The following is a 23,554-nucleotide window of genomic DNA, read 5'->3' as shown; positions in this document are numbered from 1 at the left end:
GAAACCTCGCACGGGTGGCCGCGTCCCCGGCGGGAGCCGCTCCCCGGCAGGCCGAACCTGTTCGCAGGCCGCCGCGCGGCGAGTGAGGGGCGGGTCATCCCGTTTCCGTGCCGTGAACAGCAGGTTTCGGATTGGTGGTGCCCCTTGTATTGACAGCCGCTGTCATCGGCGGTCACTCTTCTTGGAGAGCGCTCTCCCACCTGTCGTCCCCACGGCAGGGCACCCCCCACTCGAAGGAGAGGCCGTGCACCCTTCCCGAAGTCCGGGCCGGTTCCGCCTGGGACTGGTCACCGCCATGCTGGTCGCGCTGGTCGCGACCGGTCTGGCGATCATCTCCCCCGCCGTCGCCGCCGACGCCCTGCTGTCGCAGGGCAGGCCCGCCAGCGCCTCATCCGTCGAAGGAGGCGGATACGGCGCCGGCGCCGCCTTCGACGGCAACAACGGCACCCGCTGGGCCAGCGCGTACAGCGACCCGCAGTGGATCCAGGTCGACCTCGGCGCCACCGCGACGATCTCCCGTGTCGAGCTGCGCTGGGAAGGCGCCTACGGCACCGCCTTCAAGATCCAGACCTCCGCCACCGGCACGTCGTGGGCCGACGTCTACTCGACCACGACCGGCACCGGGGGCGACCAGAGCCTCAACGTGTCCGGCAGCGGCCGCTACGTGCGGATGTACGGCACCGCCCGCAACACCGGATACGGCTACTCGCTTTGGGAGTTCAAGGTGTACGGCACGGGCGGCTCCGGCTCCACCCCCGTCCCGAGCCCCACGTTCACCGATGAGGTGACCCACCACGAGTTCCAGGCCAACTGCTCGTTCACGCAGAACCGGCCGGACGACCCGATCGTCTACCCCGGCCTGCCCGGCGCCTCGCACATGCACACCTTCGTCGGCAACAGGACGACCAACGCGAGCAGCACCCCGGCGTCGCTTCTGGCCGGCGCCACATCGTGCACCAACCCGCACGACAGGTCCGCCTACTGGTTCCCGAGCTTCTACAAGGGCGACCAGCTGATCCAGCCGACGGGGCACCAGGTCATCTACTACAAGTCCGGCATCCTGGAGTACTGGAGAGTGCGGAACTTCCCGCAGGGTCTGCGCTTCGTCGTCGGCAGCCCGACCTCGACGCTGGCGCAGTTCCGCGACTCCCCCGGCGCGGTCGAGGGCTTCGAGTGCGGGAACATCTCCAAGGTCTGGGACATCCCCACCTCCTGCCCCGCGGGCACACAGGTGAACGTCCGCTTCCAGGCGCCGAGCTGCTGGGACGGGGTCAACCTCGACAGCCCCGACCACAAGGGTCACATGGCCTACCCCGACCACGGCTACTGCCCGGCCGGCCACCCGGTGCCCGTGCCGATGCTGGAGTTCAAGATCGCATTCCCGGCGAGCGGTGACCTGTCGCAGGCACGGCTGGCCAGCGGCCGCGGCTACACCTGGCACTACGACTTCTTCAACGCCTGGGACAATCCGGCCATCCTCAACGCCCTGGTGACCCACTGCATCAACGGTGGCCTCCAGTGCAACCCCCGAGGTTACGACCTGTACAAGCCACACCGCGGCGCCGCCCTCACCGAGGACTTCGAGCTGCCGTAGGACCCCGCCTGCCCGGCCGCGGGCTCACCGCCGCCGGGCAGGCGCCCAAGACCGGGCTCATGACTCCGCGGATGGCGAATGGGCGTCTTGTCGGGAACATTGTGATCTGTCAGAGTCGGCAGAAGTTCCCTTGACACCTCGTCGACGCACGCCGAAGGGGCGGAACCAGGTGATCGAGCTGACATCGGGCCATCTTGAGGACGTGCTCGCCACGGTGACGGGCCAGGAGATGGAGACGCCCGGTGAGCTGCTCTACGTGACCCGCCGCGAGCAACCGTCGTTCCTCGCCACCCTGCTGAGCGCCTGGGATCGGGACGGACGTGACCTGGGTCCCGCCCTCTCCCACGAGCTGGGCCAGCAGCGCACGCGAATGGACTTCTACCGGGACCTGCGGGAGCGGCTGGGGGCGGCCTGGGAGAACCCGGTCGCGTTCAAGGGCCTGGAGGTCGCCGGCCGCTATCCCCCGCCCTTGCTGCGCTACATGAACGACCTGGACTACTGGGTTCCCGAGGAGGAGCGCCTCTGGCGGATCGTCTCCTGGCTGCGCGACGACGGCTGGTCGGTGCACAGCGCGACGTTCCTGCGGTTCGAGGAGGACCTGCACTTCATCGTCAGCCTGCGCAGGCTTCCGGATGATCCTTACGCCCTGCCGTACGGGGTCGAGCTTGGCACGTTGGCGCTGCTCGGCGACCGTGTCGGCGTCCCGGCCCGGCGTGACCTTCCCGAGGCCTGCGCGGATCCCATCGCCAAGAACCTGGTCGCGCTGCTGTTCGAGCGGTTCGAGCAGCCGTACCGGGCCCGTGACCTCGTCGACGCCGCGGTCCTGCTGGGCGACGCCCCTCTCCCCGCGTTGAAGGCGTGCGCGCTCGCGGTCCACGAACTGGCCCTCTGGCCCGAATACGCGGAACTGGCGTCGTTGCTCGAGGCGACCGGGCCGGCCGTCCCTGCCCTTCCCGGCGACCTGCGGCTCCTGACCCGGGCCGGCCAGGCGCGCCGCCGCGTGAGGGCGGCCTCCGGACTGCGGCGACCGCTCAACCTCGCCCTGACCAGCCTGCAGAACCGCATGATGGACGGCGGGTCGGGCGCGCTGGCCCGGCGGGTCTGGGGCCTGGCCGAGCGGAGGCTCGACACGCGGGCGGCGCTGGACGCGGGCCTGCTGCTGTTCGCCCTGCCCGTCGAGGGCGACCACCACGCCGAGCGCGCCACGCTGCGCGAGCGCGGGGGCACGCTGTGGGCCGACACGCCGGTGGGCGGCTTCGTGCTGGTGCACGGCGAGGAGGTCGACGAGTCGGCGCTGGAGGGGGCCAGGGCCACGGGCGGCATCGGCGAGACCACGAGGGCGGGCGAATGAGGGCACCGGCGCGGGCGGCGCTCGCCAACGGCATCCCGGTCTGGACCCTGCCGCGACCGGGGGCGACCGCGACGACGGTGACCCTGTGGCTGCTGACCGGGTCACGGTACGAATCGGCGGAGGTGGCGGGCGGCACCCACCTGCTGGAGCACATCCTGATGCAGGCGCCGCTCGGCGGTTCCGGCCGCCCGACCGACCTGCTGGAGGCCCTCGGCGGCGAGGCCAACGCCATCACCAGCCGCGACCACCTCGCGCTGTACGCGCGCGTGCCCGCGCCGGAGTCGCTGAGCGCGCTGGAGATCCTGGCCCACGCCCTGGCCGAGCCGCGGCTCACCGAGGAGGTCCTGGAGGCGGAGCGCAAGGTCGTGCAGGAGGAGCTGCGGCTGGCCGCGGGCGATCCGTTCGACGTGGTGCACGACGTCTTCTACGACGTCGCCTTCGCCGGCCATCCCCTCGGCCGGGCCGTCGGCGGGACCGCCGAGAGCGTCGGCCGGGTGGACCTGGACGACCTGCGCGCCTACCACGCGAAGTGGGTGCGCGCGGGGTCGGTCGGCGTGGTCGTCTGCGGTGACGTGACCCCTGACGCGGTGCTGAAGGTCCTGGAACGCGGGCCGCTGAACGCCGTGCCCTCCTTGTCGGCCCCCCGCCCGGACCAGGGCCTGCCACGGATCCATGGCGGGCGGCGCGGCCTCGCGCTGAACAACGACTCGGCCGGGGTGGTGCTGGGCGGACCGGCCGTGCCCTACGGCCACCACCTGCTCCCGGCGTGGCAGGTCCTCATGGACCTGGTGGCCGGAGCCAGCTCGGCGCTGCTGTTCGAGGAGATCAGGAACCGCCGTGGCCTGGCGTACGACATGTGGGGGTTCACCAACGCCTATCACGACACCGGGGTGTGGCGGGCGTTCGTCGCCACCGCGCCGGAACATGTCGAGGAGGTGGTGGAGACGGCCACGACGCTGCTGGCCCAGCGGGCCGAGGACGGCTGGACGGCCGGGGAGGTGGAGCTGGCCACCCGGCGCACGGCGGGCCTGCTCCAGCTGGAGACCGAGCAGTCACTGGAGGAGGCGTTGTTCTACGGCCGTTACGGGCTGATCCCGGCCCATCCCTCCTGGACGCTCGGCGACCACATCGAGGCGATCCGCGCGGTCACCGCCGACGATGTGCTCGGTTGCCTGCGAATGGCCATCGATCCCTTGATAATCACGGTCGCTGGTATTGACTAATCATTTCCTTGCCCCGAAAACTCGTAAATACGGGTAAATCGCGAGGAGTGGACCGAATTGTCATACTCCAACGATCCGAAACAGGGGTGACCATGGACCGCCACGCCAAGTCTCTACGCCGCCCGAAGATCGCCAAGCCGAAGAAGGGCTGATCATGGACCGCAGGCACCACGCATTACGCCGTCCCAAGATCGCCAAGCCGAAGAGGAGTTGACCATGCAGACACTCCGCCGTCCAAAGATCCGCAAGCCGAAGAAGGGGTGATCGAGAACCGCAGCAGCGCCGCGCCGCGGCGCCCGAGAATTCGCGAACCGAAGAAGGGGTGACTATGGACCGCATGCTCCTAGCACTACGGCGCCCGAAAGTTCGTAAGCCGAAGAAGGGCTGACATGGACCGTCACCGCCGAGCGGCACGCCGGCCCCGTGTTTCCAGGCCCTCCAAGGGCTGAGCCCGCTGATGCTAAGGAGTGATGGGTGACAGCGATCGACTGGCAGCGAACCATCCTGGTCCTCCTGCCGCCTGACGCGCTTGAACGTCACCTGTGCTCCCCCGTCCTGGACATGCTCGACGAGCACGGGTTCACTCCGGTGCGGTACGAGGTGCTGTGGCACCGGCCGCCCAACCAGGACGCCTGGCAAGAACGCAACATCTCTTCCGTATGGAAGGCCTACTTCTACCGGCAGGTCGACCTGGTGTTCGATCTCGGACCCACCCTCGCCCTGCTGGTAGAGGACAGGCGCGCCGATACCGCGCCGGGCACCGGCCACAAGCGCCTGCGTGCGCTGAAGGGCGCCAGCGATCCCGCCGAGGCCGCTCCGGGGACGATCCGCCGCGACCTGCGCGGCATCAACGTGATGCTCGACATCGTGCACACCGCCGACACACCCGAGGACTCCGCGCACGAGGCGACGGTGTTCTTCGGACCCGATCTGGGCAGGCCGCTGACCGGGGGGCAGAGCGAGCTGCGCGACGTCGTGGCCCTGCTGGAGGCGGGCATCCCCAAGGAGACCAGGGAGTACGACGACGTGCTCGTGGGGCTGCGGTCCAAGCTCGTCGCGGCCGTGTGGAACGAGCTCACCGCCGAGGGCCGCAAGCTGGCGCCGGGGCTGGTCGCCGAACCGCGCGCCGGCGCGGGGGCGGAGCTGGCGGCGCTGCTCCCGGGCGGAGCCGCCCATCCCCTGGCGGAGTTGCTCGCCTGCGAGTTCCTGCCCGGGCACCCGCGGCCCGACCTCAGACGGGCGGCGGCGCAGCTGGCCGTCTACGGCCTCACCCTCGACCGGTGGGAGCACGTGGTCCTGCAGACCTCGACGATCTTCGAACCGCTGCGCCGGTCGTGAGCGGTCAGGGGGCGAGGACGGTGGTCCGCGCGCTGTCGGCCACCACCGGCGCGAGCCGCGGGTCCAGCGCGAGCACCCATCCCGGCAGCTCGACCGCCCGGCATCCCCTGGAGAGCTTGGCCCGCCAGCTGCCCTGACCGTAGTGCAGCCGCCGCACGCCGGCCGAGTAGGCGAGCCGTACCGGCTCGTAGAAGACGGTCGCGAAGTAGGCGTGGCGTGCCTGGTGGCGGCCGTAGTCCATGGCGGTGCTCACGCAGTACCACACGCCGGCGTGCTCGATGAACAGCCCGTAGCCGACCAGCGTCCCCTCCAGCTCGGCGCGGACCAGCAGCCCGGACTCGGCGCACAGTCCCTCCAGGCGGGCGCGCACCTTGGCGCGGTCCGCCGGGACGCCGTTGTACTTGGCCGAGTGCCCGCACTTGAGCCCCACCACGTCCTCGGGGACGCGGGTCACCCGGACGGCCCGCACCACCACGCCCGCCTGGGTGAGCCGGCGCAGCTCCCGGCGCGCCTCGGTGCGCCGCTTGCGCGGCAGCGCCGCGAGGTAGTCGTCGAACCCCTCACCGGTCAGCGCGAGCTCGCAGGTATAGGCCAGCGGGATCCTGGAGAATCCTCGTGAGGCCAGCGCCTCCTGCAGCGCGGCCGTGCTCGGCGGGGTGTAGAGGAACGCGACCAGGCGCAGGCCCTGGTCGCGTGCCCAGGCGACCACGGCGCCGGTCAGCTCCGACAGCGCGTCCGGGTCGCCCGCCAGCGGGCCGATCGGGTGGCATTCGTAGCCGGGCAGCATCACGACCAGATGGGGATACCAGCTCTCCGGGGGCGGCACCCGCCATGAGGCGCGGGCCGCGAGAGAGTCCTCGGCGAGCGGGAGGTCGCGGGCGTCTCCGGTGAGGATGTACGGCAGCCCGAAGACCTCGTTCCTCTCCGCCCCCGCCAGCACGGTGCCGTAGAGCGCGAGGACCGTCTTGCCCGGCTCGCGGAGCACGAAGGTGAAGTCGGCGCCGGGTATCCGGCCGCGCATCGCGTCCAGCCACAGCTCGGTGGCGAACATCGGCCCGCCCGCCGCCAGGTCCCGCCAGTCCGGTGGGCGGCCGGCCACGGCGGCGAAGCGCCGCATCAGACCGGGAGCAGGCAGGCGTCCAGCGCGAGCGGCGTGAGCCCGTGCCGCACTTTGAAGACGTGGTTGCCGCGCCCGCCCTCCAGCGTGGAACGGCCCTCGCGCAGCGCCTGCTCCACCGTCGCGGTGTAGAGGATGGGGTAGGGGCTGTAGTTGCCGCCGACGGCGTAGTCGACCCCGCAGGCCCAGGCGTGGAAGCGCGTCTCGTCGCGCAGGCAGATCGCCGCGCCCACCAGCCGGCGGCCCTCGCGGACCTCGATGACGCAGGCCCCCTGGCCGATCTCGGTGACGAACCCCGCGAACAGCTCGTGCGGGTAGAAGGAGCCGGTTCCGTGCCGGTCGGCCGTGACCGCGCAGAGCCGGGCGATCTCCGTCAGGTCGCTCCGCGCCACGTCGGCGACGCTTGTCGTCACCCCTGTCTCGTACGCCCGGCGGCCGTTGCGGCGCAGGTTGGCCCTACCCCGGCGGCCGGCGGTGGCGATGTAGTCCGCCACCCCCGCCATGCCGCGCAGGTCGGCGACGAAGCGGTCCTCGATGTGCCGGGCGGGGAAGCCCGCGGCCACCAGGCCGTCGCGCAGCGGGGAGCCGTGCGGCACGTTGACGAAGCCGTACCAGGCGGCGCCGAGCTCGGCGGCGAGGGACCGCATCGCCTCGACGATCACCGCGGTGTGGTCCCGCCCGGGGAGCCAGGCATCGTAGCAGTGCCAGACGTGGCTGATCAGGCCCCGCTCGTCGCCCGACAAGGGATAGCGGGTGCGGAGCTGGCCGAGCGGATCGAGCCCGCGCAGCAGGGAGACCGGCAGCACCGTGACGGCGCGTCCGCGGTCGCGCACGACGAAATAGAAGAAGGCCTCGACATCGGTGAGCGGAAAATGCTCATAAGCACGTAAATAGCCGGACCGATAAAAGATCGGCGCGCCTGACCTCGATACAACATCATCCCATTCGGGTGCGTCAACCGCATCGGCCGACTTATGGACTTCGACTGTCAATGACACGCTCAAGGCACACCTATCCAGGGTTCACAAGGCTGTCAGCCGCAGGCTTGCAACGCTTGACGCGAATGCCGCAAATGACCCCATACTAAGCGGACGCCGTCGCCGTAGCGAGGGAGGAAAGTGGTGGCCCATGTCGTCTTCCACAACAAAGTCGGGGGTTCGGAGACTTTGGCCGCCACTCCCGGCCGGCCGTTGACAGAGGTCCTGACGATGCACGGCATTCCGGTGAACGCCGTGCTCACGACCTGTAACGGGAGAATCGTTCCTGAGGAGACGACGACCGTCGGCGCCGACGACGTCATCGAGATCCGCCAGGTGCGCCACTACGACTTGGACGTGACCCGGCGGCCCGCGCGCACGGTCTACGGCACCGCCGACCCCATCTACGCCAAGTCGGTGCTGTTCGACACCGCCGGGCAGCTGGAGCAGCGGGTCGAGCAGTTCGACGCGGACGGCTTCGTCCGCTACGTCGAGGAGACCTTCGCCCAGAGCATCACCGCGCACGACGTGCTGCGCGCGGGCGACTCGGTGGTGATCGGGCTGTCCGGCGGCAGGGACAGCGTCGCGTTCCTCAAGCTGCTCGAACGCGTCGGCCACCGGCTGCCGAAGTTCGCCATGACCTCGGTGACGATCACCGGGCTGCCGGACTGGGAGGAGCCGGCGACGTTCGCCGCGGCCCGCGCCTCGGCGGCCGGGCTCGGCATCGAGCAGGTCATCGTCGACGCCTCCGACATCGAGCGTGTCTTCAAGCTCCGCAAGCCGTTCGTCGAGGCCATGAACAGCGTGGTCTCCGGCGAGATGCGCCACCTCAACATGGTCGTCGGGCACCAGGTGCTGCGGCGCATGCTGGAGAACCACGCCAGGGAGATCGGCGCGGGCACCGTCGCGTTCGGGTTCAACGCCGACGACCTGGTGGCCAGCATGGTCACGTGGCTGACGAGCGGATTCCGCATGGGCGGCATCCCGGTCAGGGAGATCGGCGGCCTGCGCTACGTCTTCCCGCTCTACCGGGTCACCAAGAAGGAGCTCATGCTCTATCTGGAGCTCGTGGCGCCCGAGCTGAACCGCCAGGGCGCTCCGGGACGGTTCACCACCGGCCCGCAGGAGAGATCGATGGCCTACGCGATGGCCGACCATCTCTACGGCCTGTGGCCGGGCATCGACTACTACCTGTTCGAGGCGTTCACGAACATGCAGCGCTACATGTTCCCGCTGGTGGAGCAGACGTGCCGGATGTGCGACGGCGTCTACATCCTCCAGGAGGGAGTGCCCAACCCGGCCGACCTCTGCGACGTGTGCGACTTCTTCGGCCGCCAGGAATTCTCGTGACCGGCTGGTACGCCGACTACTTCACCGCCGACTACTGGAGCTTCGCCCGTCACGAGTACAACGCGGAGCGCACGGCGGGCGAGGTCGCCTACCTGGTCAAGACGCTCCAGGAGCACGCGCCTGGACGGCGGGTGCTGGATCTCGGCTGCGGCGTCGGGCGGCACGCGGTCCCCCTGGCCGAGCACGGCTTCCAGGTGGTCGGCGTCGACGTCTGCCGGTGGGCGCTCGACCAGGCCGCGGACGCCGCCCGGCGAGCGGCCGTCCCGCTCGATCTGATCCTGGCCGACCTGCTCGCGCGGGTGGAACTGCCCGAGGCGGACGCGGCGATCTGCCTGCAGGCCTTCGGCTGGGGCAGGGACGAGGAGCAGCTCAGGTTCCTGCGCCGGGTGCGCGACCGGCTCGCCCCCCAGGGGGTGCTGATCCTCGACCACTCCAACGTCGGCGCGATCCTCGGCAGGTACGAGCCCACGGCGCGGTTCGAGGCCGAGGGCACCGTCTTCGACTTCCTGCGCTCCTACGACCCGGTGGCGGGCCGCAGCCAGGGGGAACTGCGCGTCACCCGCCCCGACGGCACCGTCACCGGCCTCCGCGACGACGTGCGCCTGTACCAGCCGCCCGAGGTGGCGGCCATGCTCCGCCAGGCCGGATACGAGAGCCTCCGCGCCGAGGCCGACTTCACCATCGGGTCGCGGGTACGGGCCGACACGCGGTACGTCCAGTTCGTCGCCCGCGCCGTGGCCGCACCCGAGCCCGCCGTGCTGGACTACGCGCGCGCGACGCCCTCCCCCGGTTCCGTGGACCTGCGCTGGGCCCCCGACGAGGTCGAGTTCGCGCGCGCCGCCATCGACGAGGTCTGGGCGGAGGTCGCCGCGTCGGAGCGCGAGATCGCCGACCTCGCCAGGGACTACGCGGTGACCGACCCGTACGGGGGCGCCCGCTCCGCACCGGTGCTCGGCCGGCACTTCGGCACCGAGATCACCCCTGACCGGGTCACCGCCGGCGCGGGGACCACCGGCCTGCTGCACGCCCTGAGCGCGCTGGCGGCCCCCGGGACGCTGATGTGCACGCCGTACGCCCACCCCGACCTTCCCGGATGGGCCGCACGGCTCGGCGCGACCCTGCGTGTCTTCGACCCCGCCGACGACCGCGCGCCGGAGCTGGTCGCGGCCGTGCGGCCCGCACTGGTGCTCGTCGAGCGCCCCGGCGTCCGCGGCGACCTGCTGCCGCTGGACCGGGTCCGCGCGCTCGCCGAGGCGGTCCACCAGGCGGGCGGCGTGCTGGTGCTGGACGAGGCGTGCGCCGCGTACGCGGGGCCGGCCGCCAGCGCGGTGCCGCTCACCTCGCGGATCCCCGGCCTGGTCGTGCTGCGCGGCGTGTCCAAGGGCTACTGCTGCGGCGGCCTGCGCGCCGGTTTCGCCGTCGCCTCCGGCGACGTCGGCCCCGCGCTGCGCCGGGTCGCGGCGCCGCTTGCGGTCTCGGCGCTGTCGCTGGACGTGGCGCTGCGCCTGCTCGACCGGGGCGACGTGCTGGAACCGCTCCGTGCGGCCCTGACGGTGGCCAAGCCCGAGCTTGTCGAGGGACTGCGCCACCTCGGCCGGACGGTGGAGCCGGGGCATCCGGCCCTGCCCTGGGTGACGGTCGAGGGTGAGAGCCCGCCGGGCATCCTCGGCAAGCCCCTGCGCCCCATCTCGGGCGACCCGCTCACCAGGGTCAGCGTGCCGCTGTCGCCCGCTCGCCGGGACGCCTTCCTGGCCGTGGTCCGCCGGTGAGCGTCAAAGCCGTCGCCGAGCACCTGCATTCGTCCTTCGACACCGCGTCGGCCATGGCCGACGTCGCCGCGCTGTGCGAGTTCGACCGCTACCAGGCCTCGGACGGGATCATGGCGGCGGCCGAGTACGTCGCCGACCGTGCCGAGAAGGCCGGTCTGGCCGACGTGCGCCTGCTGCGGTTCCCCGCCGACGGGAACCGCCGGTGGTGGACGTTCCGTGCCCCCTCCTCGTGGACGCCGATCCGCGGCGAGCTGTCGAGCGTGGCGGCCCACCCGGCCCGGCCCTTCACCTTGGCCGCCTACCCGGCGCAGCCGTTCACCCTCGCCGCCCACTCGGCGCCCACCGGCCCGGCGGGGGTGGACATGCCCGTCGTCCGCATCAGTGCCGCGGACCCCGCGCCGCTGCGCGGCGCGCTGGCCGTGCACGACGATCCCCTGCTTCCGCTGCCCCGGGCGCTGGCGCTGGCCGAACGGCACGGCGCGCTCGGGGTGGTGACCGACCAGGTCTCCGCGGAGGGTGGGATCGGGCGGGTCGAACTGCGCGCGGGCACCCCGCTGTTCGCGTTCGCCGTCGGGCACGGGCAACTGGCGGACCTGCTCGCGCGCGGGCACGCCCACGTCACGGTCACCGCGCGGGAGTCGGCGCCCATGCCCGTGGTGACCGCAGTGCTGCCCGGCGAGGAGGAGGCCGAGACGCTGCTGTGCGCGCATCTGTGCCATCCGCGGCCGAGCGCGAACGACAACGCCTCCGGTGTGGCCGCGCTGCTCGGGACGGCCGGCGTGCTCTCCGGCACCCGCCGGCGCCGGGGCATCCGCTTCGTGTGGGGCCCGGAGTTCACCGGGATGGCCGCCTACCTCCACGACGTCGCGTCCGCGCCGCCGATCGCCGCGGTCAACCTGGACATGGCCGGCGAGGACCAGCGGCTGTGCGGCGGCCCGCTCATCGTCGAACGCGGGCCGGACCACCTGCCCGGCTTCGTCAGCGCGCTGGCCGAGCACGTCGTCGCGCTGATCCCCCAGGCCGCCCGCTCCTACACCGGCGCCGTGGCCTGCGACACCTGGGCCTGGCGGGCCACCCCTTTCGTCGGCGCGTCCGACCACAGCCTGCTGGTGGACCGGTCGGTCGGCTGCCCCACCGTCACGCTCGGCCACTGGCCGGACCGCTTCAACCACAGCTCGGCCGACACCCTGGACAAGGTGGACCCCGGCGAGCTGAGACGTACCGCGACGATCGCCGGCGCGACCGCCGCGGTGCTCAGCGCCGCGACCGCCGCCGACCGCCCCGAACTGGAGCGGATCGCGACCCGGTGGGCGGCGGCACGGCTCCTCGAATGCCTTCCGGGCCAGGATGCCACCGGCACTCCGGCCCACCCCCGTGAGCTGCTACGGCACCGCACGCACGTGGCACTCGCGGCGCTCGCGTGGATCGACGAGCTGTGCGGGGACCGGGGCCGGCCCGAGGCCGGCCGATGGATCGAGGACCTCTCCGCCCACATCGGCGGCCTGCTCCCCGGCCCGCCACCGGAACCCGCCGGCACGCCGGCGGTGGTGTGCCGTACCTGGCCGGGGCCCTTCAACCTGCGCGGCCTCGCCGAGGCCGCACGTCCACCGGGCAGGGAGTGGATCGACGCGCGGCTGGCCGAGGACCGGTCGCGCGGCTACGCGCTCATGCTCGCGCTGGCGCACGGCATCGACGGCACGCGGGACCACCGGGCCGTGGCCCGGTACGCGGAGCTCACCTCGGGGATCCCCGTGGACCCGGACTTCGCCCGGGGGTTCCTCGACGTGCTCGTAGAGGCCGGGTGGGCAAGGGAGTCGGCGACTACGGACAGAGGTGACGATGCGCCGCCTCATGCGTGACCCCCGGTTCGTCCTGCTCTTCTTCGGCCAGGCGGTCAACATGTTCGGCGACCGGGCGCTTCTGGTCGTGCTGGCCATCTGGGTGAAGGAGCTGACCGGCTCCGACTCCCTGGCCGGCGTGACGTTCGTGCTGCTGTCGCTGCCGTCGCTGCTCGCCCCGGTGACCGGGCTGCTGGTCGACCGGTTCCCCCGGCGGGCGACGCTCATCGTGAACGACGTGATCGCGGCCTTGCTGGTGCTGTCCCTGCTTCTGGTGCAGGACCAGGGCGACCTGTGGATCGTGTTCGCCGTCACGTTCGGCTACGGCCTGTCCAACCAGATCTTCAACGCGGCCCGGGGCGGTCTGGTGCACTCCATGGTCCCCGCGGAGATGCTCGGCGACGCCAACGGCCTGTTCGGCTCGCTCAGCCAGGGTCTGCGGATCATCGGCCCGCTGCTGGGCACGGGCGTCTTCGTGGCCACCGGGCTGGGCGCGGTCGCCGTCCTGGACGCCGCCACGTTCGCGGTGTCGGTCGTGGTACTGCTCCTGCTGAGAGGCACCCCCGACCTCACGCGCTCCCGGGAGAGGGCACCGCGCCTGCTGAAGGCCGAGCTGATGGCCGGCGTGCGGCACCTGGTGACCCATCAGGAACTGCGCGGCGCGGTCGTCGCGGTCGGCCTCGCCCTGGGCGCCGCCGGCCTCATCAACACCGCCATGTTCGCCGCCGTGGACGAGGGCCTGCACCGGCCCACGGCGTTCATCGGCGTGATCGCCGCGTTCCAGGGCGCCGGGTCGATCGCCGGAGGGCTGATCACGGGCCGGCTGATCAGGCGGTACGGCGAGCAGCGCACGGCGGCCATCGGGTTCGCCTTCAGCGCCGCGGGACTGGCCCTGGTGATCCCGACCAGCGTGGTGGGGATGTGCCTCGCCGGCGTGCTCGTGGGCGTGTCGATCCCGGTGTTCATGGTCGCCACCACCACCCTCGTGCAGCGCCGTACCGAGGGAGAGCTGCAGGGGCGGGCGCTGACGGCGATGGACGCGTTGATCGACATACCGTTCGTGTCGTCGCTGGCCGTGGGATCGTTCGTCATCCAGTTCGTGCCGTTCCGGTTCGTCTACGCCTTCAGCGCGGTGGCGTTCACGGCCGTGGCGGTCTTCGTTCTCGCCTCGCGGCGCAAGGAGACCGCGGTGGCCCGCTGACCGCCTCAGGACCAGGTCGCCAGCGGCACGAGCATCTCCCCCGGGGAGAGCGCCCCGTGCTCGAAGGCCATGCCGCGCACGGGCGCGGGGAACCGGGGCGAGGTGGCCATGGCCACCACGCCCCCGATCCGCTCGCGCACGGCGGGGGTGAGCCTCAGCAGGCCGAGGCCGGGCAGCTCGTCGGCGGGGATCACCAGGGCATGGCCGGCCAGGGCGGTGCCGAGCCGCTCGGCCACCTCGGTCGCCCGTCCCTGGCGCGGATAGAGCCAGCGCACCCGCCCGGCGCCGCCGCCCGGAAGCCTGCACAGCGCGGGGACCTCCACCCGCGCCCAGGCCGCCTCCAGCTCGGGATCGGGGGCGCACGGCACCTGGCCGTGGTCGGAATGGGCCAGCACGGTCCATCCGCGCCCGGCCCAGGACAGCGCGTGCCGTTCCAGCAGCTCGACCGCGCGCATCGCCCGGGGGTCGTACCCGTGACGATGCACGTGATCGTCGAGGTTGACGTAGATCCACAGAAGGAGCGGCCGGTCCTGCCGGTGGCCCACGAGCGCGCCTTCGACGTCGCGGGCCACGGCCGCGACGAGTTCCTCCGGGTCGCCCGCCTGGGCGGCCAGTTCTCGCGGATCGGTCATCTGGCCGCGCCGGGCTCCCCGCAGCAGCGCGGCCGCCCAGGATCCGCCCAGGGTGTCCAGCTCGCGGCCGAGGGCGAGGGGGTGGGCGCGGGACGCCGCGGCCTCGAACACGGTGGGCCGCGCGCTGAGCGCGTCACACCGGCCGGCGGGCACCTGGCCGGTCAGCGGCTCGCCTCTGATCACGTCGACGAGGGCATCGCCGGCGGGGGAACGGTAGACCGCGCCGACGACCAGGTGCTCGGTCACCGTCGTGCCGGTGACGGCGGTCATCCATGCCGTCGCCGAGGTGCTCGGGAAGGTCGACGTCAGGCAGACGAGGTCGGCCGACCTCCATCGTTCGCACGCGGCGCGCCACGACAGGCCGTCCACCGCGAGGATCACGACTCCCCGGCCTGAGCGGCCGAGTTCGTCCAGAATCCGCCCGGGCACCGAATGGAGCGACTGCGTGGAATGCGGTCGGACACCGCCCCCGTACGCCATGGCGCATTCGCGGACCAGTGCGGCGTCGCTCAGCAAGGGCGGCCTTCATGACCGGCCACCGGCACCGGGGTCACGGCGCCGGCCCTCGCGGTGAATGGACGTTCAATCAGTAATTCGGTACGCAGTCGGTGCAGGTCGTGCGGAACTTCGCCACCTGTACGGCCTGGCGGGCGGTGAGCATCTTCTGCACGAATTCGGGGGTGAGCATAACCGGGGTTTCGGTCGTCGTTCTCTGCATGAGCTCGGGCGCCATTCTACTCCTCCTGCCGTGAGAAATGACATCAGCCTAATAATCAGGCCAACGTAGTCTAAAATACGCATTTTTCTCTGTCAATAGCATTATCGCTTGTCGGAGCACATGATCTGATAAATCATGACATATTATGCGTGAGCTGCTTTAACGAGGCCGGTCCTGGTGGAAATAGGATTCCGGCGCCGCCCTCGCCTTTCCCGGCTTACTCATGCCACCTGGTCGTTTCACCGAGACCCCGGCCGGCCGTACACGAGGTGATGGCGTGGGCCGGCCGATGGCAAGGGTCACCCAGGCGGGTCACGAAGCGTGGACGCGGCGGAGCACCGGGCGCGCCGGACCGGCGCCCCCCGGCGGTGCCGCGACCTGCTCCGGAGAGCGGGCACCACGGACCTAAATATCGCGCGCGAATCTGGATCAAGTCTGCCAATGTTGGGCACATGGACCTCACTGCCGCCAAAGGGCTGGCGCAGGCTCTGAGCGACCTTCTGAAGGACGCCCATCAACAGCTGGCCGAAGAACGGGAGCGGCCCGAGCTGGTGGCGCGGGTCACCGGGCACCTGGGATGCGAGCTCAGGAACATCGTCAACGTGGTCGAGCGCTTCCCCGCCTGGGAGCACGTCAACCTGCAGCGTGGCGTGGACGCCTACCTGGCGGCCCAGAGCCCGCGGGCCGACTGGTTCGGGATCGCCGGGCACGGCCGGGAGCACAACGACCTCGTCAACATGCTGGCCAGCGCGGCCCGCGGCTGGGAGCGCTTCGAGCCGGGCGCCGTCGACTACGCGACCGCGGCGACCGGCCCCGACGAGACCACCGAGGTGGTCTCCCTCGGCCTGGTGCTTTCCCGCTCCCCAGAGGGCATCCCGGTGGTCCTGGGGGTGCGCGGGACGCAGGAGCACATGCCGCAGTGCCAGGTGGTCGTGCTGGCCCCGGACCGGCGCAGCGCCACGCGCACCCGCGACGAGATCGAGCGGCTGATGCGCGAGCACGACGTCTACAAGGGCCAGATCCTGTCGTTCCTGTGGAGCGAGCACCGCGGCAACGACCTGGTGACGTTCCTGCCCCGGCCGGAGCTGACCGCCGACCAGGTGATCCTCCCCGACGGCGTGCTGACGACCGTCGAGCGGCACATCGCGGGGATCGCCGAGCACGCGGCACGGCTGCGCGAGCACGGCCAGCACCTCAAGCGCGGCCTGCTGCTGCACGGCCCGCCCGGGACCGGCAAGACGCATACCGTCCGCTATTTCATGGGCCGGATGCGCGAGTGCACGGTGATCGTGCTCACCGGCTCCGCCATCAAGTACGTCACCCAGGCGGCCGGTCTGGCCAGGCGGTTGCAGCCCGCGATCGTCATCCTGGAGGACGTGGACCTGGTCGCCCGTGACCGCTCCTACACCGAGGACGGCAATCCGCTGCTGTTCGCGCTGCTCGACGCCATGGACGGGGTGGGCGCCGACGCCGATGTCACGTTCGTGCTCACCACCAACCGGGCCGACGTGCTGGAGCGGGCGCTCGCCGACCGTCCCGGCCGGGTGGACCTGGCCGTGGAGATCCCCAAGCCGGATGCGGCACTGCGGACCGCCCTGCTGCGCCTCTACGCCCGTGACCTGCGGCTAGAGGCCGATCTCGAACCGATCGTCGCCAGGACCGAGGGCGCCACGGCCTCGTTCTTCAAGGAACTGCTGCGCCGGGCGGTGCTCGGCGCGCTGCTGAGCGGCGACACCGTCCCCACGCTCACCGACGAGCACCTGGGCACGGCACTGGAGGACATGCTCGGCGAACGCGAGGCGCTGACCAGGTCGCTGCTCGGTTCGGGCGATCCGGTCCACGAGGGCGGCGAGGAGTACGGCCCGCCCGGCTTCTCCCCCAGCGCCTTCTCCTCCGGGCTTCACGAGTTCTGACCGCCGCGCGGACACCGGCGCGGACGGGAAATCCATCTGAGGAGGGGCAGGACATGGACAGCGCTTCGTTCGCCGTGGAGCCGATCGGCTGGGTCGAATCATCCCTGGTCGACCGGGACACGGCTCCCAAACAGGGCGACGAGGGCTCGCCCGAGTCCTGGCTGGTGTTCGAGGAGAGGGTCAGCGAGGGCCTGCGCGATCTCCGGGCGGGTGCCGAGGTGATCGTGCTGACCTGGCTCGACCGCGCGCGGCGCGACACGCTGGTGGTGCATCCGCGCGGAGACCGGACGCGGCCGCCGCAGGGTGTGTTCAGCACGCGTTCGCCCGATCGGCCGAACCCGGTCGGTCTCCACCGGGTGCGGATCGTGTCCGTCGAAGGCACCAGGATGCTGGTCCGCGACCTGGAGGCGCTGGACGGGACACCGGTCGTCGACGTCAAGCCGGTGCTCGACAGGGACACCGAACGCTGACCCCGAAGCGGGGGAACCTCGCGGCCTAGTGCTGCTTGCCGTTGCCGTTGCCCCCCTTGGCCTTGTTCTTGTTCTTGGCCTTGGCCTTGTTCATTGCCTTGTCCTTGGCCTTGTCCTTGTACTTGGCCTTGTCCTTGGCCTTGGCGGGGCCGTGCTTTTCGCCGGACTCGGGCTTCTGGGGCGAAGTCCTCGGTTTCACGGTGGAGGGTTTCGACGGCGGGGGCATCGCCTTGGGGCCCCGCCCCGTCGTTGCCGAGGGCTGCCGGTGGCGGCCGGGCTGGGCGGAGGCGGCGAGGTCTGAGTACCTGGCCGGCTGCGCGGTGTGGACAGGCGCCGGTGACGCGGTATGGGTCTGGAAGACGGTCGCGGTGGGCGCGGCCACCGTTCCCGGGTCGGTGGCGCGGGCCGTCTCGTAGGACAGCGCACCCGACGCGACGCCGACCGCCAGGACGCCCGCCGCCGTCCAGGCGAACCGGCCCCGCCACCCGCGCGGCGAGGGTAGGGAAACCCGCGTCGGGCTCTGGCCGGGCTCGGCCACCTCCCCGGCCGCGACCGCGTGAAGGCGCCTCGCCGCTTCGGAGGCCGTCATCCTGGCGGCCGGATCCTTCACGAGCAACCCCTCGATCACGGAGGCCAGCGCGCCGGCCCGGAGCAGGGGTTCGGGCTCCTGGTACAGGATCGCGGCGAGCGTCGCGAGCGCGGAGCCGCGGCGGAACGGCGGCCGGCCCTCCACCGCCTGGAACATCGTCACGCCGAGGGCCCACAGGTCGGAGGCCGGTTCCGCCGGCCCGCCCATCGCCCGCTCGGGGGCGATGAACGCCGGCGTGCCCACCAGCATTCCGGTCCGGGTCACCGGAGAGTCGTCCTCCAAGGTGGCGATGCCGAAGTCGGTGAGCACCGCGTGCCCGTCGCCGGTTATCAGCACGTTGTCGGGCTTGACGTCCCGATGCAGTACCCCCGCCGCGTGCGCGGCGCGCAGGGCCGCGAGCACCTCGACCCCGATCGCGGCGACCCGCCGGACCGGCAGCGGGCCCTCCTCACGGATGATGGACCCCAGCGTGCGTGACGGCACCAGTTGCATGACGATCCAGGGATGCCCGTTCTCCTGGAAGACGTCATAGACGGCGGCGACTCCGGGATGGCTGAGCCGGCCCGCAGCCCTGGCCTCGCGCAACGTCCGCGTGGTGAACATCTCCCGCTCATCGCCCGCGAGGTCGGCCAGGCCCAGCAGTTCCTTGACCGCGACCTCCCTGCGCAGGAGCTCGTCCGCGGCCCGCCAGACGACTCCCATGCCGCCCCGGCCCAGCGGCTCGATCAGCCGGTACCGTCCTGCCACCACTCGTCCGGACGTCCCTGTCTCCACCATGATCCGGCCGCTACCCAGGCTGCGCCGTCCCATTCGCCAGGGCCGCGGGTACGGTGTCCCGCCAATCCATGGCTGCGCTTGGCCTTACGCAGAAATTGCCGGTAGGGGCCGCAGGGTAGGAGGACGACACGGCCGCCCGGTGGGTGGCCGTTCGTAAGGGTGATCGAGTCCGAGGCCCGCACGTGATCGAGCGTCGCGGCCAGGACCGGTCACCGGAGACAGCGACACCATCGGGACACATGATGATCACACGCGGTCGGCCCACTCAGAACGGGCTCGTCGAACTCACCTTCACCGTACCGGTTGACCAGGCCCCGAACGGGCTCTCCCTGGTCGGTGACTTCAACGACTGGGATCCCTACGCCGATCCGATGCGGCCGGACGACGGCGTCTACCGGGTGAGCATCACCGTGCCCGCCGATCAGAGCGTCTGCTTTCGCTATCTGGGGGACGGCGGAGTGTGGTTCGACGACGCCGACGCCGACCGTCACGACGGCCGCGGCGGCCACCTGGAACCCGCTCTGGCCCACGGGTCCGACGCGGCCGACCGGACCTCGGTCCTCGCGGAGTGATCGGCGCATCCGGCGGGCACCGTTCGCCGGATGCCTTTCCGCACGACGCAGGAAGCGGGTCGTGATCCACCTCGGCGGGCCGTCCCCGCCGGTGTGCTCACGACCCGCCGCCTCGCGGACCTACTGGCTGGCGCTGCCGGCGCGCCGCTTGGTCCACACGTCGAACGCGACCGCGGCGAGCAGGACGATGCCCTTGACGAGCATGACCCGCTCGCTGGGCGCGCCGATCAGCGACATGCCGTTGTTGATGACGCCCATGATGAGGCCGCCGGTGATCGCGCCGACCACCTTGCCGACGCCGCCCTGGACGGCCGCGCCGCCGATGAAGGCCGCCGCGATCGCGTCCAGTTCGAACGCGTTTCCGGCCGTGGGCCCGGCCTGGTTGAGGCGCCCGGCGAAGATGATCCCGGCCAGGGCGGACAGGACGCCCATGTTGACGAAGAGCCAGAAGACCACGGACTTGACCTTGACGCCGGACAGCACCGCCGCCTGCAGGTTGCCGCCGATGGCGTAGATCTGCCGGCCGAACACCACGCGGTTGGTGATCAGGGAGTATCCGAGTACCAGGGCCGCCAGCAGGATCAGCACCCATGGCAGGTTCTTGAAGCGCGCGAGCTGGATCACCACGGCCATGACGACGGCGGCCCCCGCGATGAACTTCAGCAGGAAGAGCGGCATCGGGTCGACGGTCTGGCGGTAACGCAGCCGCGCCGCGCGGGTGCGCCACTGGGCCGCGCCCATGCCGGCGATCGCGATGATGCCGAGCAGCAGGCTGAACAGGTCGGCGCCGCCGAGCGCCCCGAGCCCGATGTTGCCCAGGTAGCCGTCGGTGAACCCGTTGGCCAGCGTGCGGACCTGGTCGGGGAAGGGGCCGATGCCCTGGTTGCCCAGCACGGTGAGGGTGAGCGCGCGGAACAGCAGCATGCCCGCCAGGGTGACGATGAACGCCGGGATGCCGAAGTATGCGATCCAGAAGCCCTGCCAGGCGCCGATGAGCCCGCCCGCCACCAGCGTGAGCAGCAGGGCGAGCGGCCAGGGGACGCCGTAGTTCACCATCAGGACGGCCGCGATGGCGCCGGTGACGGCGACCACCGACCCCACCGAGAGGTCGATGTGCCCGGCGATGATGACGAGGATCATCCCGATGGAAAGGATCAGGATGTAGGAGTTCTGGACGATGATGTTGGAGATGTTCTGCGGTTCCAGCAGGGCGCCGTCGGTCAGCACCGAGAACAACACGACGATCAGCGCGAAGGCGATGTAGATGCCGCTCTGCCGGACGTTGAGCGAGATGCCGAACAGCGAGGTGCGGCCCGGTGGGCGGGCGGGCCCGGAGTCCTTGCCGCCGGGGGCCACATCGGCGCTGGCGGGGGAGATGCTGCTCATCGGATCTGCTCCTGTCCCTTCGTCATGTAGTGCATCAAGCGTTCCTGGGTGGCGTCCACCCGGCCGACCTCGCCCGTGATGCGGCCGGCCGAGAGCGCGTAGATCCGATCGCACAGACCTAGCAATTCGGGCAGTTCAGAGGATATGACCAGGATCGCCTTACCCTGGTCGGCCAGGCGATTGATGATCGAGTAGATCTCGTACTTGGCGCCCACGTCGATGCCCCGGGTCGGCTCGTCCAGGATGAGAACGTCGGCGTCGGTGAAGATCCACTTGGACAGGACGACCTTCTGCTGGTTGCCGCCGCTCAGCTTGCCGGTGATGCTGGACACGCTGGGCGCCTTGATGTTCATGCTCGCCCGGAACTCCTCGGCGACCTTGTACTCCTCATGATCGTTGATCCATCCCCGGCGGGCCAGCTTGCCGAGCATGGCGGCCGAGATGTTGCGCTTGATGTCCTCGATGAGGTTGAGCCCGTAGCGCTTGCGGTCCTCGGTGGCGTAGGCGATGCCGTGGTCGATGGCATCGCGCACCGAGCGGATCTCGATCTGCTTGCCGTCCCGGTAGATCCGGCCGGAGATGTTCGTGCCGTAGGTGCGGCCGAACAGGCTCATGGCCAGCTCGGTGCGCCCGGCGCCCATCAGCCCGGCGAGCCCGACGATCTCGCCCCGGCGCACGGTCAGGCTGGCCCCGTCGACCACCTTCCTGTCGCGCTGGACCGGGCTGAACACCGTCCAGTCCTCGACGCGCAGCGCCTCCTCGCCGATCTTGGACTCGTGCGGCGGGAAGCGGCTCTCCAGGTCACGGCCCACCATGCCGGCGATGATGCGGTCCTCGGTGACCTGGTCGCGCTCCATGTCGAGCGTCTCGATCGTGCGCCCGTCACGCAGGATCGTGATCGAGTCGGCGATCGCCGTGACCTCGTTGAGCTTGTGCGAGATGATCACGCAGGTGATGCCCTCGTCGCGCAGCCCGCGCAGCAGGTCGAGCAGGTGCGAGGAGTCCTCGTCGTTGAGCGCGGCCGTCGGCTCGTCGAGGATGAGCAGCCGCACCTCCTTCGACAGCGCCTTGGCGATCTCGACCAGTTGCTGCTTGCCCACCCCGATGTCGGCCACCGGGGTGACCGGGTTCTCCGGCAGCCCCACCCGCTCCAGGAGCCGGCCGGCCTCGTGGTTGGTGCGGTTCCAGTCGATCAGGCCCCGGTTGGCCCGCTCGTTGCCGAGGAAGATGTTCTCGGCGATCGACAGCTGCGGGCTCAGCGCCAGTTCCTGGTGGATGATGACGATGCCGCGCTGCTCGCTGTCCCTGATGGTGGAGAAGCGGCACGGCTCGCCCTCGAAGGAGATCTCGCCCTCGTAGGAGCCGTGGGGGTAGACCCCTGACAGCACCTTCATCAGAGTCGACTTGCCCGCGCCGTTCTCACCGCAGATGGCGTGGATCTCGCCCCGGCGCACGGACAGGTTCACGTCCTGGAGCGCTTTGACTCCCGGGAACGTCTTGGTGATTCCACGCATCCGCAGGATGTCGTCGGTCATGTCGTTCTCGTCTCTCAGGGGAATGTCACGGCGGGGTGCGGCGCCGGCCGGGCGCCGCACCCCGGGGGATCAGCCCAGCTGCGCCTGCGTGTAGTAACCGCTGTCGACGATGATCTTCTGGTAGTTGGACTTGTCGACGATGACCGGGTCCAGCAGATAGGAGGGGACGACCTTGTTGCCGTTGTCGTAGTCCTTGGTGTTGTTCACCTCGGGCCTGCCACCCTTGAGCACGGTGTCGGCCATCTTCACGGTGACGTCCGCGAGCTGGCGGGTGTCCTTGTGGATGGTCGAATACTGCTCACCGGCGATGATCGACTTGACCGAGGCGAGCTCGGCGTCCTGGCCGGTCACGACCGGGTACGGCTGGCTGGAGGTGCCGTAGCCGTTGCTCTTCAGCGCCGACAGGATGCCGATCGACAGGCCGTCGTAGGGGGACAGGACCCCGTCGACCTTCTTGCCACCGCTGTAGGTCTTGGTGAGCAGGTCCTCCATGCGCTTCTGCGCGGTGGCCGGGTCCCAGCGCAGGATGGCCACGGTCTTGAAGTCGGTCTGGCCGCTCTGGACCTTCAGGGTGCCCTTGTCGATGTAGGGCTTCAGCACGGACAAGGCGCCGTTGAAGAAGAAGGTGGCGTTGTTGTCGTCCGGCGAGCCGGCGAACAGCTCGATGTTGAACGGGCCCTTGGCCTCGCCGTCCGCGCCGTCGGCGGTCTTCAGCTTGAGGCCGACGAGCAGGGAGGTGGCCTGCTGGACGCCGACCTTGAAGTTGTCGAAGGTGGCGTAGTAGTCGACGTTGGGGCTGTTGCGGATCAGCCGGTCGTAGGCGATGACCGGGATCTTCTTGTCGGCCGCCTCCTGCAGCTGGGTGGTGATGGCCGTGCCGTCGATCGAGGCGATGATGAGCAGCTTGGCGCCCTTGGTGATCTGGTTCTCAAGCTGGTTGACCTGGGTCGGGATGTCGTTCTCCGCGTACTGCAGGTCGACCTTGTAGCCCAGCTTCTCCAGGCTCGCCTTGACGTTGTCGCCGTCGTGGATCCAGCGCTCCGACGACTTGGTCGGCATGGTGACGCCTACCAGGGCGCCGCTGGTGTCACCGGTGCCGGCCGAGGCCTGGACGTCGGCGGTCTTCTCCGAGGAGCCGCACGCCGTCATGACCGAGGCCAGCGCGAGGGCGGAGACCACCGTCGCCAGTCTTGTGAATCTCATC

Annotated in this window: 19 protein-coding genes; 11 read left to right on the top strand and 8 right to left on the bottom strand. The window is 70.7% G+C overall.

Features of this window, described 5'->3' with window-relative positions; all coding sequences use genetic code 11:
- Nucleotides 1-244 precede the first annotated feature (244 nt).
- The 4 genes from ABD810_RS20650 to ABD810_RS20635 all read left to right on the top strand — a co-directional run bounded on the left by ABD810_RS20650 (nucleotide 245) and on the right by ABD810_RS20635 (nucleotide 5,506).
- The gene (locus tag ABD810_RS20650) at nucleotides 245-1,594 is read left to right on the top strand and encodes a DUF1996 domain-containing protein (RefSeq protein WP_344942576.1); all 1,350 of its coding nucleotides are present in this window, start codon (nucleotides 245-247) and stop codon (nucleotides 1,592-1,594) included.
- Between the two features lie 169 nt (nucleotides 1,595-1,763).
- A complete protein-coding gene (locus ABD810_RS20645) occupies nucleotides 1,764-2,945 on the top strand; it encodes a hypothetical protein (protein WP_344942572.1) in 1,182 nt (393 codons plus the stop codon).
- A complete protein-coding gene (locus ABD810_RS20640; RefSeq protein ID WP_344942569.1) occupies nucleotides 2,942-4,168 on the top strand; it encodes a M16 family metallopeptidase in 1,227 nt (408 codons plus the stop codon). Before ABD810_RS20645 ends, ABD810_RS20640 begins: the two co-directional genes overlap by 4 nt.
- 474 nt (nucleotides 4,169-4,642) lie before the next feature.
- Entirely contained in the window at nucleotides 4,643-5,506 is an 864-nt protein-coding gene (locus ABD810_RS20635) for a nucleoside-diphosphate kinase (RefSeq protein WP_344942566.1), read from the top strand.
- Between the two features lie 4 nt (nucleotides 5,507-5,510).
- Here the strand turns inward: ABD810_RS20635 and ABD810_RS20630 are convergent, their stop codons facing one another.
- Nucleotides 5,511-6,623 (bottom strand): peptidogalycan biosysnthesis protein, encoded by a 1,113-nt coding sequence (locus ABD810_RS20630; RefSeq protein WP_344942564.1) that lies wholly within the window; start codon nucleotides 6,621-6,623, stop codon nucleotides 5,511-5,513.
- Complete coding sequence (locus tag ABD810_RS20625) at nucleotides 6,623-7,456, bottom strand: GNAT family N-acetyltransferase (RefSeq protein WP_344942561.1); 834 nt, start codon at nucleotides 7,454-7,456, stop codon at nucleotides 6,623-6,625. The genes ABD810_RS20630 and ABD810_RS20625 overlap by 1 nt, the downstream gene beginning before the upstream one ends.
- Before the next feature lie 288 nt (nucleotides 7,457-7,744).
- On the opposite strand from ABD810_RS20625, the gene ABD810_RS20620 reads away from it, so the two are divergent.
- From ABD810_RS20620 to ABD810_RS20605, 4 genes are read left to right on the top strand one after another with little or no spacing between them, the layout of a single operon-like run.
- Entirely contained in the window at nucleotides 7,745-8,950 is a 1,206-nt protein-coding gene (locus tag ABD810_RS20620; RefSeq protein WP_344942558.1) for a hypothetical protein, read from the top strand.
- Nucleotides 8,947-10,719 carry an aminotransferase class I/II-fold pyridoxal phosphate-dependent enzyme gene (locus tag ABD810_RS20615; protein WP_344942555.1) on the top strand — a complete coding sequence of 591 codons (1,773 nt, stop codon included), beginning with the start codon at nucleotides 8,947-8,949 and terminating at the stop codon, nucleotides 10,717-10,719. Before ABD810_RS20620 ends, ABD810_RS20615 begins: the two co-directional genes overlap by 4 nt.
- Nucleotides 10,716-12,578 (top strand): DUF4910 domain-containing protein, encoded by a 1,863-nt coding sequence (locus ABD810_RS20610; RefSeq protein WP_344942553.1) that lies wholly within the window; start codon nucleotides 10,716-10,718, stop codon nucleotides 12,576-12,578. The genes ABD810_RS20615 and ABD810_RS20610 overlap by 4 nt, the downstream gene beginning before the upstream one ends.
- Nucleotides 12,571-13,758 (top strand): MFS transporter, encoded by a 1,188-nt coding sequence (locus ABD810_RS20605; protein WP_344942550.1) that lies wholly within the window; start codon nucleotides 12,571-12,573, stop codon nucleotides 13,756-13,758. Before ABD810_RS20610 ends, ABD810_RS20605 begins: the two co-directional genes overlap by 8 nt.
- A 5-nt stretch (nucleotides 13,759-13,763) precedes the next feature.
- On the opposite strand, the gene ABD810_RS20600 is transcribed toward ABD810_RS20605, so the two are convergent.
- Both ABD810_RS20600 and ABD810_RS20595 read right to left on the bottom strand, forming a co-directional pair.
- Entirely contained in the window at nucleotides 13,764-14,906 is a 1,143-nt protein-coding gene (locus tag ABD810_RS20600) for an alkaline phosphatase family protein (protein ID WP_344942547.1), read from the bottom strand.
- A gap of 70 nt (nucleotides 14,907-14,976) precedes the next feature.
- Nucleotides 14,977-15,123, bottom strand: a complete 147-nt coding sequence (locus tag ABD810_RS20595) for a hypothetical protein (protein WP_344942544.1) — start codon at nucleotides 15,121-15,123, stop codon at nucleotides 14,977-14,979.
- Nucleotides 15,124-15,560: 437 nt separating this feature from the next.
- Here ABD810_RS20595 and ABD810_RS20590 point away from each other — a divergent pair, with 437 nt between their 5' ends.
- Both ABD810_RS20590 and tsaA read left to right on the top strand, forming a co-directional pair.
- Nucleotides 15,561-17,021, top strand: coding sequence for an AAA family ATPase (locus ABD810_RS20590; protein ID WP_344942541.1), 1,461 nt, complete (start codon nucleotides 15,561-15,563; stop codon nucleotides 17,019-17,021).
- A gap of 53 nt (nucleotides 17,022-17,074) precedes the next feature.
- Nucleotides 17,075-17,491, top strand: coding sequence for a tRNA (N6-threonylcarbamoyladenosine(37)-N6)-methyltransferase TrmO (gene tsaA, locus ABD810_RS20585; RefSeq protein ID WP_344942538.1), 417 nt, complete (start codon nucleotides 17,075-17,077; stop codon nucleotides 17,489-17,491).
- A gap of 25 nt (nucleotides 17,492-17,516) precedes the next feature.
- Here the strand turns inward: tsaA and ABD810_RS20580 are convergent, their stop codons facing one another.
- Complete coding sequence (locus ABD810_RS20580; RefSeq protein ID WP_344942535.1) at nucleotides 17,517-18,827, bottom strand: serine/threonine-protein kinase; 1,311 nt, start codon at nucleotides 18,825-18,827, stop codon at nucleotides 17,517-17,519.
- A gap of 272 nt (nucleotides 18,828-19,099) precedes the next feature.
- Between ABD810_RS20580 and ABD810_RS20575 the strand changes: the two genes are divergently transcribed.
- Nucleotides 19,100-19,429 carry an isoamylase early set domain-containing protein gene (locus ABD810_RS20575; protein ID WP_344942532.1) on the top strand — a complete coding sequence of 110 codons (330 nt, stop codon included), beginning with the start codon at nucleotides 19,100-19,102 and terminating at the stop codon, nucleotides 19,427-19,429.
- Nucleotides 19,430-19,549: 120 nt separating this feature from the next.
- Here ABD810_RS20575 and mmsB read toward each other — a convergent pair whose 3' ends face one another.
- From mmsB to chvE, 3 genes are all read right to left on the bottom strand, one after another.
- On the bottom strand, nucleotides 19,550-20,815 hold the full coding sequence (mmsB, locus tag ABD810_RS20570) for a multiple monosaccharide ABC transporter permease (RefSeq protein ID WP_344942529.1): 1,266 nt from the start codon (nucleotides 20,813-20,815) through the stop codon (nucleotides 19,550-19,552).
- On the bottom strand, nucleotides 20,812-22,350 hold the full coding sequence (gene mmsA / locus ABD810_RS20565) for a multiple monosaccharide ABC transporter ATP-binding protein (RefSeq protein ID WP_344942526.1): 1,539 nt from the start codon (nucleotides 22,348-22,350) through the stop codon (nucleotides 20,812-20,814). The genes mmsB and mmsA overlap by 4 nt, the downstream gene beginning before the upstream one ends.
- Nucleotides 22,351-22,419: 69 nt before the next feature.
- Nucleotides 22,420-23,553, bottom strand: coding sequence for a multiple monosaccharide ABC transporter substrate-binding protein (gene chvE, locus ABD810_RS20560; RefSeq protein ID WP_344942523.1), 1,134 nt, complete (start codon nucleotides 23,551-23,553; stop codon nucleotides 22,420-22,422).
- Nucleotide 23,554: the final 1 nt, after the last annotated feature.

Origin of the sequence: Sphaerisporangium flaviroseum (genome assembly GCF_039537005.1) — a bacterium.
Taxonomy (GTDB): domain Bacteria; phylum Actinomycetota; class Actinomycetes; order Streptosporangiales; family Streptosporangiaceae; genus Sphaerisporangium; species Sphaerisporangium flaviroseum.
Note: the sequence above shows the minus strand (reverse complement) of the source record. Positions and strands in the feature narration are given on the sequence as shown.